Source organism: Flavobacteriales bacterium (assembly GCA_016779995.1).
Taxonomy (GTDB): Bacteria; Bacteroidota; Bacteroidia; order Flavobacteriales; family UBA7312; genus UBA8444.
Genome location: JADHMO010000007.1, coordinates 56,398 through 78,566, shown reverse-complemented (window position 1 = coordinate 78,566; position 22,169 = coordinate 56,398). Strand labels below are relative to the sequence as shown.

Here is a 22,169-nt window from a genome sequence, read left to right as displayed (position 1 = left end):
ATTAGTTCAAATTTTTTCAGCTACTTTTTTTCCATCAATTGCAGCAGATACTATTCCTCCAGCATTTCCTGCACCTTCACCGCATGGGAAGAGGTTACTAATTCTTATGTGTTGTAGAGTTTCTTTATCTCTAGGAATTGATACTGGTGACGAGGTTCTACTTTCTAAGCCAATAATATTAGCTTCATTGGTTAAATAGCCTTTCATTTTTTTTCCGAACACTTTAAAACTATCAGAAAGAGAATGAGATATACTTTCTGGTAAAATTTCATGCAGAGGTTGAGATAAAACTCCTGGTTGATAAGATGTTTTATTTAATTTATTGGATGTTTTTTTATTGATAAAGTCAACCATTCTTTGAGCAGGAGCAACTTGTAAGTCAGGCGTTATTTTACACATACTTTTTTCTAAAGCCATTTGATAATATAAGCCTTTCAATTCTCCATGTTTTTCATATGGCATCAAGTCTTCTTCTTTTACCTCTACTACTATTCCAGAATTTGAAAATACAGAATCTCTTTTAGATGGTGACATTCCATTGACGACTATTTCGCCGCTATTTGTTGCTGAGGGCACAATAAAACCACCGGGACACATACAAAAAGAATATACACCTCTATTATTTGTCTGTGTAACTAATTTATAAGATGCTGGAGGCAGATATGGCCCTCTTTCAGAGCACGAATATTGAATTTGATCTATTAAGTCTTGAGGATGCTCAATCCTTATGCCCATAGCAAAAGGTTTGTTTTGGATTTCTATAGATTTTTTATCCAAAAGTTTAAAAATATCTCTTGCAGAATGACCTGTCGCTAAAATGGTGTTTTTGGCCAATACTTTATCGTTGTTTTGTAAGACAACGCCTTTTATAGTGTTACTTTCTATTATAAAGTCAACAACTTTAGTATCAAAATGTATTTCTCCACCATGAGACAAAATAGTTTCTCTAATATTGGCAATAATTTTGGGTAATTTATTGGTTCCTATATGGGGTTGAGCTTCTATTAAAATATCTTCCTTGGCACCGTGAAACACTAAAGTTTCTAAAATATCAATTATTGAGCCTCTTTTTTTAGAACGTGTATATAATTTTCCATCCGAATATGTGCCAGCCCCGCCTTCTCCAAAACAGTAGTTTGACTCTGGATTTACAATATGATTTTTATTTATTGCGGCAATGTCTCGTCTTCTACTTCTTACATCTTTACCTCTTTCTAAAACAATTGGTTTTTTACCTCTTTCTAATAGGGTTAGAGCAGCAAAAAGTCCTGCTGGTCCTGAGCCTATGATTATTACTTCCTCAGAATTAGAAACATCTTTATAGTGCTTTTCAATTTTCAGTTTTTCTTTGATTTCTTTTTCAAAGACTTCAATTTTCAGTTGAATTTTAACTTCTTTTTTTCTAGCGTCAATTGATTTTTTTAAGATTTTCCATTGGGATGGTTCGATGTCACTAGAATTCAATTCCTTGCAAATATGATTATTTATAGAATCATCAAAAGCAGCATTTTCTGGGCTAAGTGTTAAGGAAAGTATTTTAGACATCGTTTGTTGTTTTATTCAAATGTAAATGATATTGAAAAACCTCTTGTTTTCATTCCTTTTATTGAACGACTATAAATACTACCATCATTAACAACTAAATTTGTTAATCCAAAATTAGCTTTTAGTTCGGGAGAAAACTTAAAATAGGGGAGGTAGAAGTCTAAGCCCAATCCAATTTCATACAAAAAATCATCTTTTTTAATTTTCACAATTTCTAAGCCTTCATCATCAATATTTCGTTGAGAAGCTAAATCCAAAGAATACTTTAAACCAGTCATTATATATGCTCTACCATTATTGTATCTTAAAGATTTGTACTTTATACTAATAGGAAATTCAATAAAAGTAGATTCAATTTTTTTATTTTCATTTGTCAGAACAGTGTTATCATTTAAGGTATAAAATATTCTTCTTTCAGCTAATGATAGTGTTGGTATAAATCTAAAGTCTAAATTGTTTCCTAACCTCATATTACTGACTACACCAAGATTAAATCCTTTTTGATTTTGAGATTGGATAACAAACAATTCATCTTCAACATTAGATACTGGTGTCAGTTTAAAGTCCAGAGTATTTAAACCAATTAAGAAACCAAAGTGCATAGGCTTGTTATCGTAATTAGGAAGGTTTAATGGAACATTATAGCGTTGAGCAAAAAGGTTTTGACTGAGTAGTAAAATTAGAGCGATTTTGTAAATTTTTTTCATACTGCAATATCGTAAAAAAAAATAGAATTATTTAGTTGCTGTATACAAAGCTGCTATGCCAAATGTTAAAGCTTTAAATTTGGGCTCTTTAAAGCCAGCTTTCTCTAGTTCTTTAATGAAAGCATTTCTGCTAGGAAATGCAGCTACAGATTCTGGTAAGTAGGTGTAGGCAGAGTTGTCTTTAGAAAAAAGTTTGCCAAGAAGTGGCAGTATAACTTTAAAATAAAGCCCATACAATTGTTTAAAAGGGAATATTTTCGGTTCGGCAGGCTCTAAAATAGCAAGTTTTCCACCAACTTTCATTACCCTACACATTTCGCTTAGCCCTTTATCCAAGTTTTCGAAGTTTCTGACACCAAATCCAGCAGTAACTGCGTCAAAAGTGTTGTCTTCAAAACTTAAATTTTCGGAGTCGCCATATTGCATATCGACTAGTTTGTCTAGTGATTTTTTTTTCATTTTTTCTCTACCAACATCTAGCATATTGTTAGAGATATCCACTCCTATAACTTGGGTTGGATTTAGTCGACTAGCTTCTATAGCTAAGTCTCCTGTTCCAGTAGCGATATCTAATATCATTTTAGGATTTACTTTAGCGATTTCTCGGACAGCTATTTTTCTCCAAACAATATCTATTCCTAATGATAAAAAATGATTTAAGAAGTCGTACCTACCAGCTATAGCATCGAACATTTTGGCTACTTGTTCTTTTTTAGAGGTTTTGTCTTTGTTATATGGAGTGACTTTTGTTCCCAATTTTAAAATTTTAGGGTACAAAGATAGCTAAATACTATTCTTTTACTCAATATCTTTCTTGTTGATACTGTTTACAAACAAGATATTACCTAAGCTATCGTAACCTTCAAAAATATCGAGCTTTTGTTTTTTCACCAATTCCCCTCTAAAGCCAATAATTGTCAAATCTGAATTTGAAGAGCGTTTGTTTATGATTTCCTTGATACTTACGTCCTCATCGTGAGGAACCATTTTCATATTTCTAGGCGATATTGGAAGTCGTCCTGACTCTATGTAATCAAACATTTGGTTTTTGTATTCTTCGAATTTATCTTTAGGGTATATAGTAAAAACTTTTATTTGAGCCATTTTCCACTCCGGATGACCTAAGATAATGTAACCTAATAGAATCATCATATTTGAATTTTCATAGTCTCTTGATGATATCCAAATATGTATTTCTTCTTTTTTGTCAACTTTTTTATCATTAGAGCGCATTATGACTACATCATAGCCAGTTGTATAAAGTAAATTAAAGTTACTCATTACATCTTCGAAAGATTCTTTATCAGATTCTCCATATTCTAGTAGTATCAGGTTGTTTTCTGAACCCGAAATACTTGATAATTGTACTACTTGAGCAAGAGCTGATGTATACGATGGCGAAATGAGAGTATCTACATAGACATTTGTTCTTTTGCCTTCTATGAGTTGATGTTTGATATCTTTTGATTCCTCAAAAGTTTGTTTACTCAAGTAACCCTTGATAAAGTGTATGTATGTTCCAAAACCATATTTGTGTGCTATCCATCGAGTAATATCAAATGCACTTTTTCTTGTCAATGAAGCGTCACTAATACTCACTACAAACGGACGCCAATGAACATTAGAGGAAACGTTGCTGTCATTTTTCCGTTGCAAAAATATTTGTAATTGTCTAGCTACTTGCTCTAACACATCTTTAAAGAGGTTTACAAACTCTCTTTTATCAGAAGACTTTTTACTGATGAAATAGTAGAAAGTAATCATAATAACTATAGACAGAAAAGCGAACAAAGTATCCATTTTGAACATAAGCCATAGTGATAGTATTGCTCCTAATAAAGAGATGTACCATCTAGATTTAAATACAGGTCGATAGGAGGGGTCTCCTGAAAAATGTTCTAAAAATGATATCAGACAAATTGCTCCGTATGTTACCATAAAAAACATAGATATAATACGAGCAACGAAGTTGATATCTCCAATATAAATAAAGAAAAAGGCTATAACGCAGGTTACTAGTGTGCCATTTAAAGGTTCATTATTTTCTTTTTTTCCCTTAGCTAACCAAAAATCCAATTTTTTGTAAGGAAAAATCCTATCTCTCCCTAATGCTTGTAGTGTTCTAGGTGCTACAATAATTGAACCTAAGGCAGATGAAATAGCAGCACAAGCTAGTCCAATAGGAATTATTGGTCCCCAAATTGCTATGTCACTCATTACTAGTTGATTATTGGCAAGATTGTCTAAGTCGGTGGAAATAGTCAATTTGAAAGCCACCAAAACATAAATTATTGCTCCAAGAACAGTTGCAATAATTGTTCCTCTTGGTATGGATTTTCTAGGTTCTTTTAAATCACCAGATAAACCAAGTCCTGCAGAAATTCCAGTAAAAGCAGGAAATATAATGGTAAAGACGTAAAAGAAATTATCAGCATTTTCTACTTTAGAAAAGAAGTTAACTTGTTTCCAGTCGATTTGACTTTCCCCAAAGAAGAAAAATAGTAGAGAAACTAATATAACTGAGGCCACAACATATAAGGCTTTTACTCCTAAATCTGCTCCTTTTGAAATAATAAGTAGGGATAAAAGAGACATTGAGATTAATCCTATTGCTTTTCTATCTTCTAAAAAATCACCCAATAGCCCAAGATTGTATGTCTCGTTTAAATATTGACCAAAAGGAATGAAAGATTCGGCAAAAGCAATGATATAAAAAGAGACACTTATAGCTTGAGATAGAAATAGTGCAATTCCAATAGCTGCACCAATATTTAGCCCAAATGATCTAGAAATCACATAATAATCTCCACCACCTTCTACTTTTCTATTAGTAGCAATTTCAGCTACTGCTAGAGCAGTTGGTATAGTAACAGCATGACCTAAAATGATAATTGCTATAGCACCAAAAAAGCCAACATTTCCTACGGCATAGCCAAAGCGTAAAAATAGAATAGCACCTAAAATAGTACTGATGGAGGCCATAAAAACGGGTGTAGTTCCAAATTGTCCTCGATTTTCTTTTATCTTTCTTGGCATAGTCTCCTTTGAAAATTTTTCAAATTTATAAAAATAAAAAATCAAGATGTATACAAAATAGTTATTAAATTCGCTGAACTATGACAAAAGATAGACTTCACGAAATTATTTTTGAAGCAGATACTAAAAAAGGTAAACTTTTTGATGTTATACTGTTAATTGCCATTCTTATATCAGTATTAGGCGTAATTCTCAGTAGTGTTGAAAGTATTGAAAGTGAATATGGTAATCTTTTGACGTTTTCTGAATGGGTATTTACTATATTATTTACTATCGAATATATACTCAGAATTTATTCTATTAAAAAACCTTTCAAGTACATCTTTTCATTTATGGGAATTATTGATTTTTTATCAATTATCCCTACTTACTTGGTCTTTATATATCCTCCTATACATGTACTAGTAGATATTAGAGCCATCCGTCTTATTAGGATATTTAGAGTGTTTAAATTGTCTCGATATTTGAGAGGTGCAAATATTATGCAAATAGCTCTAAAATCCTCTAGGCCAAAAATTATAGTTTTCTTGCTGTCGGTTATTTTGATTGTTATCATTTTAGGTACTTTAATGTACATTGTTGAAGGACAAAAGAACGGTTTTGAAAATATACCTAAATCCATCTATTGGTCGGTTGTTACTCTAACCACGGTAGGTTATGGAGATGTAGTTCCAGTAACAACATTTGGTAAGTTTTTAGCTTCTATTATTATGATACTTGGTTATGGAATAATTGCTGTTCCTACGGGTATTGTTACTGCTGCAATAGCAAAGTCTTCTAGTAAGGTAACGACACAAACTTGTAGGTTTTGTTCTAAAGAAGGACATGATTTAGATGCTAAGCATTGTAAATTTTGTGGCTCTATATTAAACGAATAGCCTCGTTTAATAAATTTTCCCTGTCAATAGAGTTAACACCAACTTTCTCGCAAGATAATCCACCCGCTAAATTGGCTAGTTGCGCCAAAATATGATAATCTAGTTTTTGAGCTAAAGCTAAAGCTGCAGTAGCAATAACAGCATCACCTGCACCTGATACATCAAGAATTGTTCTTTTGTATGCGGGGTAGTGGTGTTCGTCATTTTCGGTTTGAAAAAACACACCTTTTTCTGATAAAGTGAGAAGAAACGACTTAGCGTTAAGTTGTTTTCTTTGCTTAGTGACTATTTTTGAAATATTATCTAGACTTAGTGCTTCAGTTTCAGAATTACTTTCAATTAGCTCTTTAGCATTTGGTTTAAAAAGATTAACTCCTTTGTATTGCCAGTAATTTTCTTTTTTTGGATCTACTAAAGTGGGTATCTGTTTTTTTGTGGCAAATTCGACTAAACTAGTTATAACATGTTTTGTGAGTACTCCTTTATTATAATCTTGAAAAATAACTACATGTACTTTACTCATCAAATCAATTGAGTGTTTTATGAAATCAGATTCATTAACAATTGGGAAAGTGTCTTCTTCATCGACTCTTAATTGATGTTTGTTTTCACTAATTATTCTAGTTTTGACAGTCGTTTTCCTTTCTTCTTGCAAAATGCCTTTAGTCGAAAGGTTTTCACTCTTCATCAAATCAAAAAAACCTTTATCCTCATTTCCTATGACAGAGCAGAGTATAGGAGTAGCTCCCAGAGCTTTAATGTGTGATGCTACATTGGCAGCTCCACCTAGTCTTTTTTCATACTTTTCAATATCTACAATCGGTATAGGAGCCTCAGGAGATTGTCTATTTATAGAGCCCCACATATAGGAATCAATCATAGCATCGCCAACAATTAAAACTTTAAATTTTTTAAAATCATTGAAAATGCTATGCCAATTTGTATTCACTATTTTATTGAAGTTTTGCTAATGATTTTTTCATTCTTTTTACTGCTTCGATAAGGTTTTCTTCAGATGCAGCATAAGAAATCCTAACGCAATTAGGTGAGCCAAAAGCTTCACCAGCCACTAAGGCTACGTGGGCATCGTTTAGAATATACATACAGAAGTCACTAGAGTTTGAAATTGTTTTTTGACCATCACTTTTGCCGAAATAATGAGATATGTCAGGGAAGATATAAAACGCACCATCTGGTGTGTTGGTTTTTATTCCAGGTATTTCAGATAGCATTTTTAACATTAAATCTCTTCTTTTGTGAAATGCTATTCTCATATGCTCTACTTCAGATGGTGAGGCTAACATAGCTGTTTCTGTAGCCTTTTGAGCAATTGCACAAGTTGCCGAAGTCACTTGACCTTGTATTTTATTACAGGCACTAGCTATCCATTGTGGGGCTGCAATATAGCCAACTCTCCATCCAGTCATTGCAAAGCCTTTGGAAACTCCATTAACCGTAATGACTCTATCTCTTATGGATTCTATTCTTGCTATACTGAAATGCTCAACTCCGAAATTAATGAGTTCGTATATTTCATCGCTTACCACAAATATATTTGGGTATTTTTCCAACACTTTGGCTAATTCTTCAAGTTCTTGTTGACTATATACTGTTCCACTTGGATTACAAGGTGAACTGAAAATTATCATTTTAGTATTTGGCGTAATAGCGTTTTCTAAGTCTTGTGGACTCATTTTAAAGTCATTGTCGATACTACTTTTTACGACTATTGGTGTTGCTTCTCCTAGTTTAACTAGTTCATAGTAACTTACCCAATATGGAGCAGGAAGAATAACTTCATCGCCTGAATTTAATAAACTTAAACAAACGTTAGCTATTGATTGTTTAGCTCCGGTTGATACAACAATTTGATCAGCACTGTAGTCTAATTTATTATCTCTTTTCAATTTTTTACTTATGGCTTCTCTTAGTTCTACTAAACCAGGAACAGGAGTGTAGTGAGAGTAGTTGTTATCAATCGCATTTTTGGCAGACTCTTTGATAAATTCTGGAGTGTCAAAATCTGGCTCACCCAGACTAAGTGCGATTACATTGTGTCCCTGAGCTTTTAGCTCACGACTCATTCTTGCCATTGCTAGAGTAGCTGATTCTGACAATTGTTTTAGACGATTTGAAACTTGTTGCATTGTTGAGATTATAATTTATAATTAGTTGCAAAAATACTAATTTACAGATGTCATTTATCTTTTATTAAAATCATTTCTATTTATTTTTTAATTATGATTAACTTTGTGTTAATCATTTAACCTATTCTTATTATGAAGTTTCGTTTATTACCTATTTTATTGTTATTTATCACAACTCATTTGTTTTCTCAAGACTGTCCTCAGCCCACTGGACTTTTTACTGATAATTATACTTTTAATTCATCATATGCTTCTGTAAATGCAAATTGGGAGTCTTTATTAGGAACAGGAGTTCATCATTTTATTGTTAATTATAGAAATGTGGATTCTTTGCAGTGGAATAATTTAGCGAATTTAGATAGTAGTTCTACCTACAAGGTGATAGGCTTATTAGATTATAATACTACTTATGAGTGGAGAGTAGCTGCTTATTGTTCTGAAAATAATCTAATAGCTTCAGAATGGTCTGTTGTAGATACGTTTACAACATTGGAATACGTTGAGTGTCCTGAACCTACTAATACTTATTCTGACAATATTATTGTTACTGAGGTAACAGGTTTTGCTGATACTCATTGGGATTCTATGCTTGGAATGGGTGTTGATCATTTTTTACTTACATACAAAAATGTAAATGATACTATTTGGACAAATGTTTCCAATATGGATAGCACCATTAACTCTAGAACAATAGGAGCAAATCTCGAACATGATAATTATTATGAATGGAGAGTTAGGGCTTATTGTTCTCAAAATCAAAGTTATTATTCAGAGTGGTCTGTTAGAGATACCTTTTATATAGGCAATTTTGTAGCTGAGGCCTTTACTCCAGAAATCAATATTTCCCTATCATCATTAATTTGTGAGGAGTTATCAGATATAAATTTCATAACAGAGCAAGGCTTAAACGAGCCAGATATTCAATCAACTTCTGTTACTTCAAATTTGGGCTATATAAATCTAGATAATTTGGAAATAGGGCAAAATGTGGGAAATGCAACTATTATTGCAGGCATCAATAACTTTATTAATAACGAATATTCACTAGAAATTAGTGAAATTAATTCTGTCGAGAATTCAATTGAAATTGATTTAGTCAATGATGATAATGAAACTCAATTTTCTTTTACTATTGAAAATATAGAAGGTGGAGGTGTAGAAATGTCTATTGTTTCTCCTTCTGATAATAATTCTTATACTTCTGGCAACAGTTTAGATATCAACCTAACAGGAATTTTTATGAATCCTAGCCCTTCTTTATTACAGTTTGATGTAACTGTTTTTTCTGAGTTAAATGATGATACGTTTAATCAATTTGATTTTAACATTGATTGTGCAAATACTATTGCAACTTTTGATAATGTTAGTTTGTTTTATCCTAATCCTACATTTTCTATTGTGAATTTGATGGTTGAAAATTTGAAAGCGGTTAAAATATTTGACACTAAAGGACAATTGATGGTATTTGATGAAAACCCTTCCAATAGTATAGATGTTAGTCAATTATCCCAAGGTTTGTATTTCGTGGAAATAATCAGTGATGGTAAAAGTAGGGTAGAGCAATTAATTGTTAGATAAGGCTTTTAATTTCAAACTAGCCAATAAGCTAGTAATTCCAACAATTATTCCTAACAATAAAAAACTTTGTCCTAGAGTATAAATGTCGGCAATCCAGCCCATAAGTGGTGCCATAACAGCAAAGGTTACTCTAATACAAAAACTTCTTATAGACAAGACAGTTGCTCTCATATTAGAAGGTGTTATATCGTTTATATATGTTCTCATTACAGGAGTAGCGAACCCTCTAATCATATATACTGTCGTAATCAAAATTAATCCCAATATGGCTGTTGATTTTGAAATTAAAAAAATAGATATGCTTATGCCTAAACTTATGAAAATCAAAAAACTATTTTTAGACAATAACCTTTGCAATCTATAAGCGTTTATAGAGGAAAAGCCAGTAGTTAGGTTTAAATACGCCCAAGCAAATCCAAAGTATTTTAAGGGCATATCTATACTTTTAAAATAAGGTTGTGCAAACCATGCTAGGGATAGGGTAGCAAAGCCAATAGATGACGATAGGATTATCAACCACTTCAGTAATTTGTTTTCTACTAGAGAAAATTTAACAACTTGCCATATAGCTTTGAAACTCTTAGGTAGTTTATTTTGTTGATGTTCTTTAGGCTCTATTAATAAAAATGTAAATGGTATAATGAGCCCTGCTACAACAACTTGAACTTCCCAAGGCAATCGTAAAGATATTTCTGCTAATAAACCTCCACAAATTCCTGCAATAGCCTCTGAAAAGTTTCCTATACCATAAGCTACACCTTCAACTTTAGTGTATTCATTTTCTTTTTTGCTTTCAGCAAGAGAATCATATAAAATAGCCGAATCTGCTCCAGAAATAAAACTCGAACCAATACCTAAAATAATTTCACCAATGATAAAATACCAAAAACTGAATGAAAGGCTGATGATTAGAAAGCCAAAAAAACAGAAAATTGCTCCTAATATCAAGGTGTTTTTTCTACCAAAGACATCGGCTAAATAGCCTGAAGGAATTTCCATTGCTGCCACCATAAAGGAATATATACCTTGTAGAATCATCACCTCTTGTAGACTTAATCCATTTTCTTGAAAAAATAGCACAACAATAGGCATGACTATCATAAACCATTTCAACCCTTTGATTACGTAAAGTTTCCAGATGTTAGAGTAAATATTCATTTATGACCTTGGATGATGTGATATTATGGATTGTCTTAAAAATTCTCTGTTGATGTGTGTGTAAAGTTGAGTAGTTGTAATGGATTCATGCCCAAGCATTTCTTGTACTGCTCTAAGATTAGCACCTCTTTCTATTAATTCAGTGGCAAAACTATGTCTAAAGGTATGAGGACTTATATTTTTCTTTATTTGTGCCTTTTCAGCAAGTTCTTTAACAATATTAAAGATGGATACTCTACTTAAATTTTTACCTCTTTTACTTAAGAAAATGTAATCTTCCTGTCCTTTTTGAATACTTAGATGGCATCTGACTTCGTCAACATATATATTCAGTACTTTAGCTGTTACATTACCTATTGGAATCAATCGTTCTTTGTTACCTTTTCCAATTACTTTTATAAACCCATCTTTTTTATACCAATTGGAAAGTTTTAAATTAATAAGTTCCGAAACCCTTAATCCACAGCCGTATAATGTTTCTATAATAGCTTTATTGCGTTGTCCTTGTGGGTGGCTCAAATCAATAGCGTTTATAATTTGGTCAATTTCTTCAGTACTTAAGGTATCAGGAAGTTTCAGCCCTTTTTTTGGTCCTTCAATTAGGTTACTAGGGTCGTTGCTAATGACATCTTCTAATATTAAATATTTGAAAAAAGCTTTAATTCCAGATAGTATTCTAGCCTGAGTACTAGCACTCATTCCGATTTCTGCTACCCAGCGTATAAATGCGGTCAAATCACTAGTATTTATTTTTTTAACACTAACTTTATTATCGCTCATTTCTAGATAGTCAACGAGTTTATTGACGTCTCTTACATAAGATTCAATAGAATTTTCTGATAGATTTCTCTCTAACATCAAATAAGAACGAAAGCCATTTATGTTATTTTTCCAACTCATTGATTACTTTTGTACTATGAAAGTCGTAATTGTTAATGGACCAAATTTAAACTTATTAGGCGTAAGAGAAAAAAGTATTTATGGTGATCAATCATTCGAAGAATATTTAAAAGAATTACGCCAAACTTTTCCTAGTATAAATATAAGCTATTTTCAGAGTAATGTAGAAGGTGAAATTATTAATTGTCTTCATGAAAATGGCTTTGATAGCGATGCTATTATTCTAAATGCTGGAGGGTATACGCATACCTCTGTCGCTATCGCTGATGCCATATCTTCCATAAATTCACCTGTTATTGAGGTACACATTTCAAATATATATTCCAGAGAAGATTTTCGTAAAAAATCTTTAATAGCTCCATATTGTAAAGCTAGTATTTGTGGTTTTGGATTAGATAGTTATCGTTTGGCTCTTGAAAGCTTAAAAAACTAATTCACTAAAAATCCTCGATGTGGTTTCAATCTTTTTTTAACGAAATCCAAATCACTTTCTTTAATAATAACCGAGCAAATAGAATGTAGTTCGCTAATCTGTTCTGATGACTTATCTAAATATGAAACATCTTCTTTTTTCATAAATTCGACAAGATGTATAAGTTGATGTTCAGCAGTTTTTAAAGCATCCGCCCCTCTAAAATCCCAAACTAGACGAATTTTATTTTCCATGAAACATGTGTTCAACAGATTGATTAAACAATTTACTGAGTGATATCCCTTGGCAGCGTGCTTGTTGTGGAATGATACTCTCTTCAGAAAGACCTGGTACTGTGTTTGCTTCTATGATATAAGGTTCATTGTCAACAATCATAAAATCAATTCTTGCAATTCCATTTAGTTCTAATAATTTATAAATTTCAATGGTTCTTTCAGAAACTTTTTTAGCCAAGTCGTCACTAATTCTTGCCGGAGTGATTTCTTTTGATTTACCCTCGTATTTAGCTTCGAAATCAAAAAAGTCATTTTCACTGACAATTTCTGTAATCGGAAAGGTTTCGATTGTTCCGTTTAGATTATGAACACCACAAGTTATTTCAGTGCCAATTAATAAGGATTCAATAAGGATATATTCGTCGTGCTTAAAAGCCTTGTCTATGGCTGGTAGTAGTTCTTCAATAGATTTGACCTTGCTGATGCCAAAGCTACTTCCGTTACCATTAGGCTTAACGAAACATGGTAGTTGCAAGTGTTTAATGATGTTTGAAGAATCTATTGTATCCCCTTTTTTTAGTTTTATAGATTTGGCACAAGGAATATCAAAATTTCTTAAAAAATCGTTGCATGCTCCTTTGTCAAAACTTAATTCTGAAGCTTTTGCTCCAGAGCAGGTATAAGGAATTTCTAAATTATCAAGATAGTGTTGTAGCACGCCATTTTCTCCAGGCGTTCCGTGAATAGCCATAAATACACCGTCAAATTTTACCTTATGATGGTCAATATTTACACTAAAATCGGATTTATTAATAGGGTAAGACTTTCCATCTTTTTCTAATCTCCAGCCTTCATTATCGATAATTACTGCAAATACATTGTATTTGTCCTTATCTAGAAACTTTAATGCGACCTTTCCACTTTTTAGTGAAATAACTTTCTCAGCAGAAAAGCCACCCATTACAATGGCGATATTCTTCATAATTCAAAAATAAACTAAATACATATAATCACGACAAGGGCAGCATAATTATTATATTTGTTTTTCGTTATCGATTAATATGGAAAATAGCAACAATTCTTGGTTATCCTTTTTTTTAACTAAATCATTTTACAAAAATTTATCGTTTTCACTTATAACAGTTATTGTTATTATTTTATCAATATTGTTGGTGTTGAGGTTTTATACTCGACATGATGATTTAATTGAATTACCTGATTTTAGCGGTATGCATATTCAAGAAACAGATAGTATTTTAAGTGAAAAATCATTGAGATACATAGTTATAGATTCTGTTTTTAATACGGAACTTACTCCTCATAGTATAATTGATCAAGACCCTATTGCTGGTTCTTTTGTAAAAGAGGATAGACGAATTTATCTTACTGTTGTTGCTAAACGCAAAAAACAAGTTATAATGCCAAAGTTAGTTGACTTGAGTCTACGTCGTGCAGTTTCAAAATTAAATGCACTAGAGCTTTCTGTTGGTAATTTGACCTTTGTTCCTGATATGGCTAAGAATGCGGTGCTTAAACAAACGATTGATGGTATAGAAGTAGAGTCTGGTACTCAAGTATTTGTAGGCACACAAGTTGACTTAGTAGTTGGTGACGGGCTTAGTGATGTTATGGTTAATCTACCAAATTTGAATGGATTGACGAAAGAAGATGCTGAAATTTTGCTTCAAATGAATTCTATTAATTTAGGCTTAGTGTTGTACGATTCTTCAGTTAAAGATAGTGCAACAGCTGTAGTTTATCGTCAGCGTCCTTCAGCTGAAGAGAATACAATGATTAATTTAGGTAGAAACGTTGATATTTATCTTACATCTAACAATAATACCGATGAATAGATTAATAGTTGTCTTGATATTAATATGTCAAATTTCGTTGGCTCAGGAGTTTGTAAACCCTTTGATGTATAATTCACAAATACCTCAAACTCAAGAAAGATCATCTTTTGTGTCAATAGCTCCTCTAGACTTACCATTTTATGATGATTTTTCTGACTATTTAGTATATCCAAAGTCTTCACATTGGCTAGATAATGATGTTTTTGTAAATAGAAATTATCCAATAAATCCAATAAATATTGGTGTAGCTACTTTTGATGGTTTAGATTCAATAGGTAGCCCTAGAAATTTAGCATCAGAAACGGTTCATGGCCCATCCGATTATTTAACTTCTAGACCTATAGATTTATCAAATTCATCTGAAGTTTATTTATCCTTTTATTTACAATCAACAGGAATAGGGAATGAGCCAGAATCTAATGATATATTTATGTTAGAATGCTTAGATACGGCTTTAGTATGGCAAACGGTTTGGGATACTACGGGCTACAGCCTTTCGGATTTTGAAAAGATTAAAATTACCCTTAATGATAATGCTTTTTTACACGACTCCTTTCAATTTAGGTTTCATAATGAAGCTACATTATCTGGCAATTTTGACCACTGGCATATAGACAATGTTTTACTAACTGATGATTTATCTTTATCCAATGACTTAGAAGATTTGGCTTTTGTTTATGAGACTTCTCAAATGTTGAACTTTTATACTTCTATTCCTTGGTCTCATTTTGATCAGAATAGAGCCACCTATATGGCGTCCACTATGGATACTTGGGTTAGGAATAATTATTCGACTACACAAAGTGTAGACTATGCCTATGATATTTATACACAAGATAACGACTTAATATTCCATTATCCTTCCACTGGCCCTAGTAGAAATGATGAAATACCAGCTTTTCAAACAGATAACTTTTCCTATTCTGATGATTCTCCTGCAGCAATTACAGTAGGTGTTTCTGCTTTTCCATCAACCAGTGCTGGTTTAAAATCTAACTCATTTACTGTTGTACAATCTCTAGCAACCGATGATAACGATTGGTTTAAAACTAATGATACTTTGAAGTATGTTCAGCACTTTGACAATTATTATGCCTTGGATGATGGTTCGGCTGAAGCTTCTTATGGAATAAATGTTGAAGGAGGTATGGTTGCTATGTTGTTTAATATTTCTGAATACGACACCCTAAAAGCTGTTCAAATTCATTTTGAAGAAAATTATGAAGATTCTGATGGTCTAGCGTTTAGCATTACATTATGGAATAGTGAATCGGGGATTCCATCAGATATAATTTATCAAAGTCAAATTTTTTACCCTGAATATACAAATGCTAAAAATGGTTTTTATGAGTATGTATTAGAAAACCCTATTAGTGTGTCTGGTTCTGTATTTATTGGTTGGGAACAATATTATGACGAAATCATAAATGTTGGATTGGATAAAAATACTATCAATAATGATAGAATGTTTTATAATCTTGGAACTGGTTGGAATCAATCTAATTGTGCTGATTGTGATGGTACTTGGATGATTAGACCAGTATTTGGAAGTTTAACTAGTTCATCGATAGATAATGTTTCATCTACTTCTTTTGGTGTGTTTCCTAATCCTGCATCCACTTCAGTTAGTATTGAATTTGAAGAACCTCACACCCTTTCTATTTTCACTTTAAGTGGTACGCAAGTTCATAAGAATTTTTCAGATGGTCGACAGAATATTGACTTACAATCCTTTTCTAAAGGAATATATCTAATTGAAATACAAAGCGATTATATAAAACTCAGAAAAAAGTTAGTAATACAATGATGAATGAAGTGGAGGAGGAATTATTTGAACATCATAGAGTGGTTGCCGATAAAGGGCAAGAGCCTCTCAGAGTAGATAAATTTCTTTTAAATCGAATTGAGGGCACTTCTAGAAATAAAATTCAACAAGCGGCTATTGATGGCTACATACACGTTAATGATAAGGCTGTAAAATCTAACTACAAGGTTAAGGCTAAGGACGTAGTTACGGTCATGTTTAAAAATCCACCTAGGGAAATTGAACTTATTCCTCAAGATATTCCATTAGATAAAGTCTATGAAGATGACGACCTTGTTGTATTGAATAAAGAAGCCGGAATGGTGGTTCATCCAGGTTATGGCAATTATTCGGGTACTTTGGTCAATGCTTTAGCTTATCACTTTAAAGATTTACCTGCTAATGGTGGCGATATTACTAGACCAGGTTTAGTACACCGTATTGATAAAAACACCACAGGATTGATGGTTATTGCCAAAAATGAGATGGCTATGACTTCATTGTCTAAGCAATTTTTTGATAGAACTATTGACAGGAGATACAATGCCTTGGTTTGGGGTGAGTTAAAAGATGAACAGGGTAGTATTGAAGGTCATATTGGGAGAAGTCTAAAAAACAGAAAAGTTATGACTGTTTTCCCTGATGGAGAATACGGAAAACATGCTAAAACACATTATAAAGTATTGGAACGCTTTGGATACATTAGTCTTGTAGAATGTAAGCTTGAAACGGGGCGTACGCACCAAATACGGGTGCATTTCCAACATATTAATCATCCTCTTTTTAATGATTTTGAATATGGTGGAGATAAAATTTTAAAAGGGACAACCTTTTCAAAGTACAAGCAATTTGTTGAAAACTGTTTTCGTATTATTCCTCGTCAATCATTGCACGCCAAAAGTTTATCTTTTTCTCATCCTCGTACAAATGAATGGTTAAGTTTCGATTCAGAATTACCTGATGATATGAAAAGTGTTATTGAAAAGTGGAGAAACTATGCTATTCACAAAATTTAATAGCTTTTAACATCTTCTTTCTCAAATACAAAATCGTTATAGTCTTTGACGGTATTGTACACTGTATCTCTTTCAATAGGGTGTCTTTTTACATTTTTAATGAGTTCAACCAATTGTTGAGTGGATAGACTAGGACTTTGCTCTTCAGCACCCGCCATAGAGTAAATTTTAGTAGTATCATCAATAGTACCATCAATATCATTTACACCATAAGACAGGCTCATTTGAGCCGTGTTTCTACCTATCATTGGCCAGTATGCTTTTAGGTGTGGAAAATTATCCATAAAAATTCTACTGATAGCATATACTTTTAAATCTTCAATAACACTAACTTCTGGAATATGTGACATTTGGTTGTCACCATTTCTAAATTTTAGAGGAATAAAAGTGTTAAAGCCTTGAGTCTTATCTTGTAAGTTTCTAAGTCTGTTCATATGGTCAATAAGATGCTTAGGTTCTTCTATGTGACCATATAGCATAGTTGCGTTAGATGGCATACCCAATTTGTGAGCTGTTTCATGAATTTCTAACCACTGTTCAGAAGAACACTTGTCATTGCAAATTTCAGCTCTAATTTGTTCATCAAAAATTTCAGCACCACCTCCAGGTAAAGAATCTTGACCATGCGATTTAAGGATACTCAATCCTTCTTCAAAACTAACTTTAGCTTTTCTACACATATACTCTAGTTCAACGGCAGTAAAGGCTTTCACATGAATATCAGGTCTAATTTCTTTAATTCTCTTGATGAGATTTGCAAAATAATGTAAGCCCATTTTAGGGTGAACACCCCCGACAATATGTACTTCTGTAATGGGTTGGTCTTTATACTCTTTCATCTTTTGGATAATATCATCTTCAGATAATTCCCAACCTTCTGTTTTGTGTTTAAGTAACTTAGAGTAGGAGCAAAACTTACAATCAAAGACACAAATATTGGTAGGTTCTATGTGTATGTTTCTATTGAAATAAGTAAAGTTTTGATGTTTTTTTTCTCTTATAAAATTAGCTAGTGAACCTAAAAAGGATAAATCAGCATCAAAAAGGCGAATACCTTCTTCGGATGTTATTCTTTCACCTCTTATTATTTTTTCTGCAATTTTTTTAAAGTCGGTATTAAGAGACTTGTTTTCGAGGATGTGTGATAAAGTGTTGTTCATTTAACGATTTAAAATCAGTCTTTCTGTTATTTTTTCCTCACCATTAGAAAACTCTATAAAATAAACACCATTACTTTTAGATGATAAATCTATTCTAAGACTATTCAATAAGCTGTTCGAGTAAACTTCTTGACCTAAAACAGTATATACTTTTACTTGGGTCAAATCTTCATTTTCTTGGCTAACATATACTATTCCATTTGTTGGGTTAGGATAGATGTTTAGGGATTGTTTGAATTCTTCTAAATCAATACTGCTTCCTTGAGAGTCCACAAGAATATATGCAGACTTAAGCTCTGAGCTTTCATCATCGCCTTCAGTTACTTTAAGTCTAACTGTATAGCTACCACTATTGCTGTATGTTACTACTGGTGAGGGTTCATTCGAGTTTGCAGGGCTTACACCAGCACCATAAAACGTCCATTCATAAGAGTCAGGATTTCCAGTTCCTGTATAGCTGAATTGTGTGGCGTAACCCGTAAGAACGTGAGTGTGCGATGCTTTGAAGTTTGAAAAAAGTGAAGTTCCACAAACTTTACCATCTAAGGTAGTTACTCCAGAATTTGTTGGGTCTAGCCATGGCTTGAGTTGTCTATCGCTAGTATTTCCATTTTGATCCCAGCTATATGATAATTTACCATAAAAGTCTGAACCGTTTAGCAAATATGCAGGTGAACAAGCCGAGCTTCCCGTGGAAAGGTCACCCACTATTTGTTTATTAGCGTTTAGTAAAGGGCTGCCCGATGAACCACCTTCTGTAACACCATGACCATTATCAGTTGAGACCCATTTTATTCTCCAATCGTATCCTGAATTTATCGCTGATTGAGTATATCTAGATATTTTTTTGATATCACCTGCTGGGTGGTGTATACCCACTCCATTTGTTGATGCTGAATTTGCTCTGTCCCAGCCAGCAGCAAATAAGCCATAATCGTAGGGAGGTTCATTGTTAAGTTCTACTAGATGAAAGTCTGAAGTTCCGGTAATATTTCCATTTGCGCTACTATTGGAGATTTTACTGCAACCAGTCATTGTATTGGAAGATGGGCTGCTATTAGGATTTTCACATTCAGATGCTTCGTAATTGAAGTAGAATAGCCATTGATTCATATCATTTGCTGATGCATAAACATTGTTGTCATCGTCAAAAGTACAGTGGTCAGCTGTTAAAATGTATGGCTTACAATTTTGTTCAGTATTATTAATAAATGAACCACTACACCAATAACTACCGTTACCAATCTTAATACTAATTCTACAAACGGCTCTTTTAACATCTTGCCAATCGTCGCCTGATGGAGAACAATTGACATTAACTTGACAAGATTCTGAGTCACCAAAACCGCTTATACTTCTTGCTTTTTTAATTGAGCGATAGGCATAAGCCACTTGGTTAATATGAATAATGGGTTGTCCTTCACCTTTTTGAACATATTCAAGGGTCACTTCGCTATCTTCAATAATTTCGTTAGCAAAGAATCCACTTTCGTGATTGTTTGCATTGGTATAAGCACCCAGAAGTTTTGTTTTGTCAGAGTTGTAAATAAATAATTCACCATTTGATGGAAGCCAAAAAGCATCGTAGTATATCCCTAGAGCTTGTGCTCCTTCAGATTTGATATTTACTCGCCAAACTCTGGTGTCATTTTCTAGAGTTTCCCATAAGCCATCTTTGGAAGGGTCTATATCACTATCAATCAACACAGCATAACGATATGGCTTACCTTTTGAAGCATCTTCATTATCTTCTTTTTCTAAAGCCATAACATTAGGAGCAACTAGTTCAATGGTTGGAACTTCTCTAGAAAGAGTTTGTGAAAAACTTACTGGAATACCGTCAGAGCTAATTTGTGAAAAACTCAATTGACTAAGTATAATGCCTAATGCTATTAAAAGATACTTTCTCATTGAATGATTATTTTTTTATGATAAACGTAATTGTTTTGGGTACTAATAAGAACTACATATGGTCCTTTATTAAGAAAGGACAAACTTAACCATTCTAGTTTGTTTTGGCAATTTTTTTCTAATACAATCTTACCCATTAAATCATAAATTTTTATGGTTTCAATGTCAAATGGGGATTCAATTGTAAGCTCTCCATTACTGGGATTTGGATAAATAAACAAGGCGTCTTGTTGAGATAAATCCTTTATTGTTGAAATAGTGCATAAGTCGAATTCAATTTCGGAATTAAAATTACCGTTAAATATCTGATTATTGATAGAAATAAAGCCATTACCAAAATCGCAACAAATGCCATCTTCATATTCATCGTAAACTATTAGTGTGTAACAACTGTCAATATCTTGACAAAAACTAAACGTATTGAGCTGATTGCTTTCAAGTTCATTTTCAAATGCTATTATCTCGTTGTTATTATTAAGTATTTCCCATCTGTTTTCTTCAGCATAGTTGTCAGTTTGAATTTGAAATTCAAATGGAGTGCCATCTTTCAGATTAAAATTTACCAAAAGCGTGTCATTGTTGGGATTTAAATCACGAAACCCGTTTGGAGAAGATGAATAAATTAAAAGTGTATGTTGACCTCCTGATAAAGTGAAATTGCCAAGATTTATCTCTACTGAGGAGTTTGGCAGAAGGTCACCATTCCATTCCATCATTTGTGTTTCTCCATCATCAATTTGAAAAAAGATTTGAGATTCGTAAACACTAGAAGTTGAATAGTTAAATAGTGAAGTTATTAATTCAAAATCATAGCCGCAATAGTCTTGGTTATTAGCTGGAGATATATTTTCATTGATACCAACATCTTCATAGGGTAGTGCACAGGCTTGCGATTGAATTAAATCTGTTCTTTGTGAATTTAGGGTGGCGTGCATTCTATCTTTTTGTCCTTCTGTAAAAAGATTCATACAGGCATCGTCTGTATAGTCCATAAAGTTTTGAAACATATCCCCATTATTTGAGCAAGATGGACTAGGGTGTGAAGGACAGCCGTAGTTTTCTGTATCTTGTGTAGGAGTGTCTTGCACTTGGTCGTTTCCACAATTGCTATCGCCCCAAATATGAAATAGATTGAGCCAATGACCAAGCTCATGAGTAGCAGTTCTACCTTTGTTAAATGGAGGAGAAACATCTATAGTTCCAAAATTACTGTAATTAATGACTATGGCATCTCTATTTTCAATACCTCCTGGAAAGGAGGAGAAACCAAGGGCATTGGTTAAATCACAAACGTAGATATTTAAATATCTTTTTGAGTCCCAAATAGTCTTACCTCCCAAAGAGTCCTGAAAAATTCGGTTGTCGTATAAAGAAAAAGAGCTTATATCGGTTTGGGTGTAGGTAATGCCCGATGTACTGTCATTATTAGGTGTTCGCTGAGCTAGACAGAAATTGATATTGCAGTTGGCTGCAACATTAAGGAATTCTGCAGGTGTTTGATTGGCATCAGTATTAGTTCGATTAAAGTCTTGATTAAGCACATCAAGCTGGCTTTGAATTTGTTCTAAACTAATGTTCTCGCTTTCGTTTTCATAAAGAATATGGAATACTACAGGAATGTTGTATGAGTTTAAAGCGGTACTTTTTTGCCATTTTATTAGGTCATTTTCAATTTTTTGACGCTTTTCAATGAGGTGAGGATGGTCTTTGATTTCAGCAGTCCATCTTTGCATAGTACCACATCTAAGCTGAGAAAATGCCTCAGAAGATATGAGTGTCATAAATGAAACAGTTAAATATATTTGGATTATTCGCCTCATATCAAAGT

19 protein-coding genes are annotated in these 22,169 nt (G+C 32.9%); 6 read left to right on the top strand and 13 right to left on the bottom strand.

The features are described from left to right. Positions 1 to 6: 6 nt before the first annotated feature. From ISP71_06040 to ISP71_06025, 4 genes are read right to left on the bottom strand one after another with little or no spacing between them, the layout of a single operon-like run. Positions 7 to 1,545 carry an FAD-binding protein gene (locus ISP71_06040; GenBank protein MBL6663650.1) on the bottom strand — a complete coding sequence of 513 codons (1,539 nt, stop codon included), beginning with the start codon at positions 1,543 to 1,545 and terminating at the stop codon, positions 7 to 9. Positions 1,546 to 1,556: 11 nt separating this feature from the next. After that, a complete protein-coding gene (locus tag ISP71_06035; GenBank protein ID MBL6663649.1) occupies positions 1,557 to 2,252 on the bottom strand; it encodes a PorT family protein in 696 nt (231 codons plus the stop codon). 27 nt (positions 2,253 to 2,279) lie between these two features. Continuing rightward, entirely contained in the window at positions 2,280 to 3,008 is a 729-nt protein-coding gene (ubiE, locus tag ISP71_06030) for a bifunctional demethylmenaquinone methyltransferase/2-methoxy-6-polyprenyl-1,4-benzoquinol methylase UbiE (protein ID MBL6663648.1), read from the bottom strand. Positions 3,009 to 3,050: 42 nt separating this feature from the next. Further along, positions 3,051 to 5,288, bottom strand: a complete 2,238-nt coding sequence (locus tag ISP71_06025) for an amino acid permease (GenBank protein ID MBL6663647.1) — start codon at positions 5,286 to 5,288, stop codon at positions 3,051 to 3,053. 80 nt (positions 5,289 to 5,368) lie between these two features. On the opposite strand from ISP71_06025, the gene ISP71_06020 reads away from it, so the two are divergent. Then, positions 5,369 to 6,166, top strand: coding sequence for an ion transporter (locus ISP71_06020; protein MBL6663646.1), 798 nt, complete (start codon positions 5,369 to 5,371; stop codon positions 6,164 to 6,166). Here ISP71_06020 and ISP71_06015 read toward each other — a convergent pair. Both ISP71_06015 and ISP71_06010 read right to left on the bottom strand, forming a co-directional pair. Then, positions 6,150 to 7,046, bottom strand: a complete 897-nt coding sequence (locus ISP71_06015) for a D-glycero-beta-D-manno-heptose-7-phosphate kinase (GenBank protein ID MBL6663645.1) — start codon at positions 7,044 to 7,046, stop codon at positions 6,150 to 6,152. The genes ISP71_06020 and ISP71_06015 overlap by 17 nt on opposite strands. Before the next feature lie 73 nt (positions 7,047 to 7,119). Next, positions 7,120 to 8,313, bottom strand: coding sequence for a pyridoxal phosphate-dependent aminotransferase (locus ISP71_06010; GenBank protein ID MBL6663644.1), 1,194 nt, complete (start codon positions 8,311 to 8,313; stop codon positions 7,120 to 7,122). Between the two features lie 132 nt (positions 8,314 to 8,445). Between ISP71_06010 and ISP71_06005 the strand changes: the two genes are divergently transcribed. Then, on the top strand, positions 8,446 to 9,891 hold the full coding sequence (locus ISP71_06005) for a T9SS type A sorting domain-containing protein (protein MBL6663643.1): 1,446 nt from the start codon (positions 8,446 to 8,448) through the stop codon (positions 9,889 to 9,891). Here the strand turns inward: ISP71_06005 and ISP71_06000 are convergent. Both ISP71_06000 and xerD read right to left on the bottom strand, forming a co-directional pair. Then, positions 9,877 to 11,049, bottom strand: coding sequence for an MFS transporter (locus tag ISP71_06000; protein MBL6663642.1), 1,173 nt, complete (start codon positions 11,047 to 11,049; stop codon positions 9,877 to 9,879). The genes ISP71_06005 and ISP71_06000 overlap by 15 nt on opposite strands. Beyond that, positions 11,050 to 11,949, bottom strand: a complete 900-nt coding sequence (gene xerD / locus ISP71_05995) for a site-specific tyrosine recombinase XerD (protein MBL6663641.1) — start codon at positions 11,947 to 11,949, stop codon at positions 11,050 to 11,052. A 16-nt stretch (positions 11,950 to 11,965) separates the two neighbouring features. Between xerD and aroQ the strand changes: the two genes are divergently transcribed. Continuing rightward, positions 11,966 to 12,382 carry a type II 3-dehydroquinate dehydratase gene (gene aroQ, locus ISP71_05990; GenBank protein MBL6663640.1) on the top strand — a complete coding sequence of 139 codons (417 nt, stop codon included), beginning with the start codon at positions 11,966 to 11,968 and terminating at the stop codon, positions 12,380 to 12,382. Here aroQ and ISP71_05985 read toward each other — a convergent pair. Together ISP71_05985 and ISP71_05980 are read right to left on the bottom strand one after the other, a co-directional pair. Further along, a complete protein-coding gene (locus tag ISP71_05985; GenBank protein MBL6663639.1) occupies positions 12,379 to 12,615 on the bottom strand; it encodes a hypothetical protein in 237 nt (78 codons plus the stop codon). The genes aroQ and ISP71_05985 overlap by 4 nt on opposite strands. Beyond that, on the bottom strand, positions 12,605 to 13,579 hold the full coding sequence (locus tag ISP71_05980) for a D-alanine--D-alanine ligase (GenBank protein MBL6663638.1): 975 nt from the start codon (positions 13,577 to 13,579) through the stop codon (positions 12,605 to 12,607). Before ISP71_05980 ends, ISP71_05985 begins: the two co-directional genes overlap by 11 nt. 193 nt (positions 13,580 to 13,772) lie before the next feature. Here ISP71_05980 and ISP71_05975 point away from each other — a divergent pair, with 193 nt between their 5' ends. Genes ISP71_05975 through ISP71_05965 form a run of 3 tightly spaced genes read left to right on the top strand, consistent with a single transcriptional unit; the run spans position 13,773 to position 17,270 of the window. Continuing rightward, positions 13,773 to 14,450: a PASTA domain-containing protein gene (locus ISP71_05975; GenBank protein ID MBL6663637.1), complete on the top strand. Its 678-nt coding sequence runs from the start codon at positions 13,773 to 13,775 to the stop codon at positions 14,448 to 14,450. Further along, a complete protein-coding gene (locus ISP71_05970) occupies positions 14,443 to 16,257 on the top strand; it encodes a T9SS type A sorting domain-containing protein (protein MBL6663636.1) in 1,815 nt (604 codons plus the stop codon). The genes ISP71_05975 and ISP71_05970 overlap by 8 nt, the downstream gene beginning before the upstream one ends. Then, complete coding sequence (locus ISP71_05965) at positions 16,254 to 17,270, top strand: RluA family pseudouridine synthase (protein ID MBL6663635.1); 1,017 nt, start codon at positions 16,254 to 16,256, stop codon at positions 17,268 to 17,270. Before ISP71_05970 ends, ISP71_05965 begins: the two co-directional genes overlap by 4 nt. Here ISP71_05965 and mqnE read toward each other — a convergent pair. From mqnE to ISP71_05950, 3 genes are read right to left on the bottom strand one after another with little or no spacing between them, the layout of a single operon-like run. Beyond that, positions 17,267 to 18,430, bottom strand: a complete 1,164-nt coding sequence (gene mqnE / locus ISP71_05960; protein ID MBL6663634.1) for an aminofutalosine synthase MqnE — start codon at positions 18,428 to 18,430, stop codon at positions 17,267 to 17,269. The genes ISP71_05965 and mqnE overlap by 4 nt on opposite strands. Next, complete coding sequence (locus ISP71_05955; GenBank protein MBL6663633.1) at positions 18,431 to 20,341, bottom strand: T9SS type A sorting domain-containing protein; 1,911 nt, start codon at positions 20,339 to 20,341, stop codon at positions 18,431 to 18,433. It lies immediately after the preceding gene. Further along, positions 20,338 to 22,161: a T9SS type A sorting domain-containing protein gene (locus ISP71_05950; protein ID MBL6663632.1), complete on the bottom strand. Its 1,824-nt coding sequence runs from the start codon at positions 22,159 to 22,161 to the stop codon at positions 20,338 to 20,340. The genes ISP71_05955 and ISP71_05950 overlap by 4 nt, the downstream gene beginning before the upstream one ends. Positions 22,162 to 22,169 lie beyond the last annotated feature (8 nt).

Bases quoted from the DNA above. Each gene is read 5' to 3' on its own strand.
- ISP71_05985 (MBL6663639.1), bottom strand. From the start codon at position 12,615: ATGGAAAATAAAATTCGTCTAGTTTGGGATTTTAGAGGGGCGGATGCT.
- ISP71_05965 (MBL6663635.1), top strand. From the start codon at position 16,254: ATGATGAATGAAGTGGAGGAGGAATTATTTGAACATCATAGAGTGGTT.
- ISP71_06040 (MBL6663650.1), bottom strand. From the start codon at position 1,545: ATGTCTAAAATACTTTCCTTAACACTTAGCCCAGAAAATGCTGCTTTT.
- ISP71_06020 (MBL6663646.1), top strand. From the start codon at position 5,369: ATGACAAAAGATAGACTTCACGAAATTATTTTTGAAGCAGATACTAAA.
- ISP71_05970 (MBL6663636.1), top strand. From the start codon at position 14,443: ATGAATAGATTAATAGTTGTCTTGATATTAATATGTCAAATTTCGTTG.
- mqnE (MBL6663634.1), bottom strand. From the start codon at position 18,430: ATGAACAACACTTTATCACACATCCTCGAAAACAAGTCTCTTAATACC.
- ISP71_06000 (MBL6663642.1), bottom strand. From the start codon at position 11,049: ATGAATATTTACTCTAACATCTGGAAACTTTACGTAATCAAAGGGTTG.
- xerD (MBL6663641.1), bottom strand. From the start codon at position 11,949: ATGAGTTGGAAAAATAACATAAATGGCTTTCGTTCTTATTTGATGTTA.
- ISP71_05980 (MBL6663638.1), bottom strand. From the start codon at position 13,579: ATGAAGAATATCGCCATTGTAATGGGTGGCTTTTCTGCTGAGAAAGTT.
- ISP71_06025 (MBL6663647.1), bottom strand. From the start codon at position 5,288: ATGCCAAGAAAGATAAAAGAAAATCGAGGACAATTTGGAACTACACCC.
- ISP71_05950 (MBL6663632.1), bottom strand. From the start codon at position 22,161: ATGAGGCGAATAATCCAAATATATTTAACTGTTTCATTTATGACACTC.
- ISP71_06005 (MBL6663643.1), top strand. From the start codon at position 8,446: ATGAAGTTTCGTTTATTACCTATTTTATTGTTATTTATCACAACTCAT.
- ISP71_06035 (MBL6663649.1), bottom strand. From the start codon at position 2,252: ATGAAAAAAATTTACAAAATCGCTCTAATTTTACTACTCAGTCAAAAC.
- ISP71_05955 (MBL6663633.1), bottom strand. From the start codon at position 20,341: ATGAGAAAGTATCTTTTAATAGCATTAGGCATTATACTTAGTCAATTG.
- ISP71_06010 (MBL6663644.1), bottom strand. From the start codon at position 8,313: ATGCAACAAGTTTCAAATCGTCTAAAACAATTGTCAGAATCAGCTACT.
- ISP71_06015 (MBL6663645.1), bottom strand. From the start codon at position 7,046: ATGATTGATTCCTATATGTGGGGCTCTATAAATAGACAATCTCCTGAG.
- aroQ (MBL6663640.1), top strand. From the start codon at position 11,966: ATGAAAGTCGTAATTGTTAATGGACCAAATTTAAACTTATTAGGCGTA.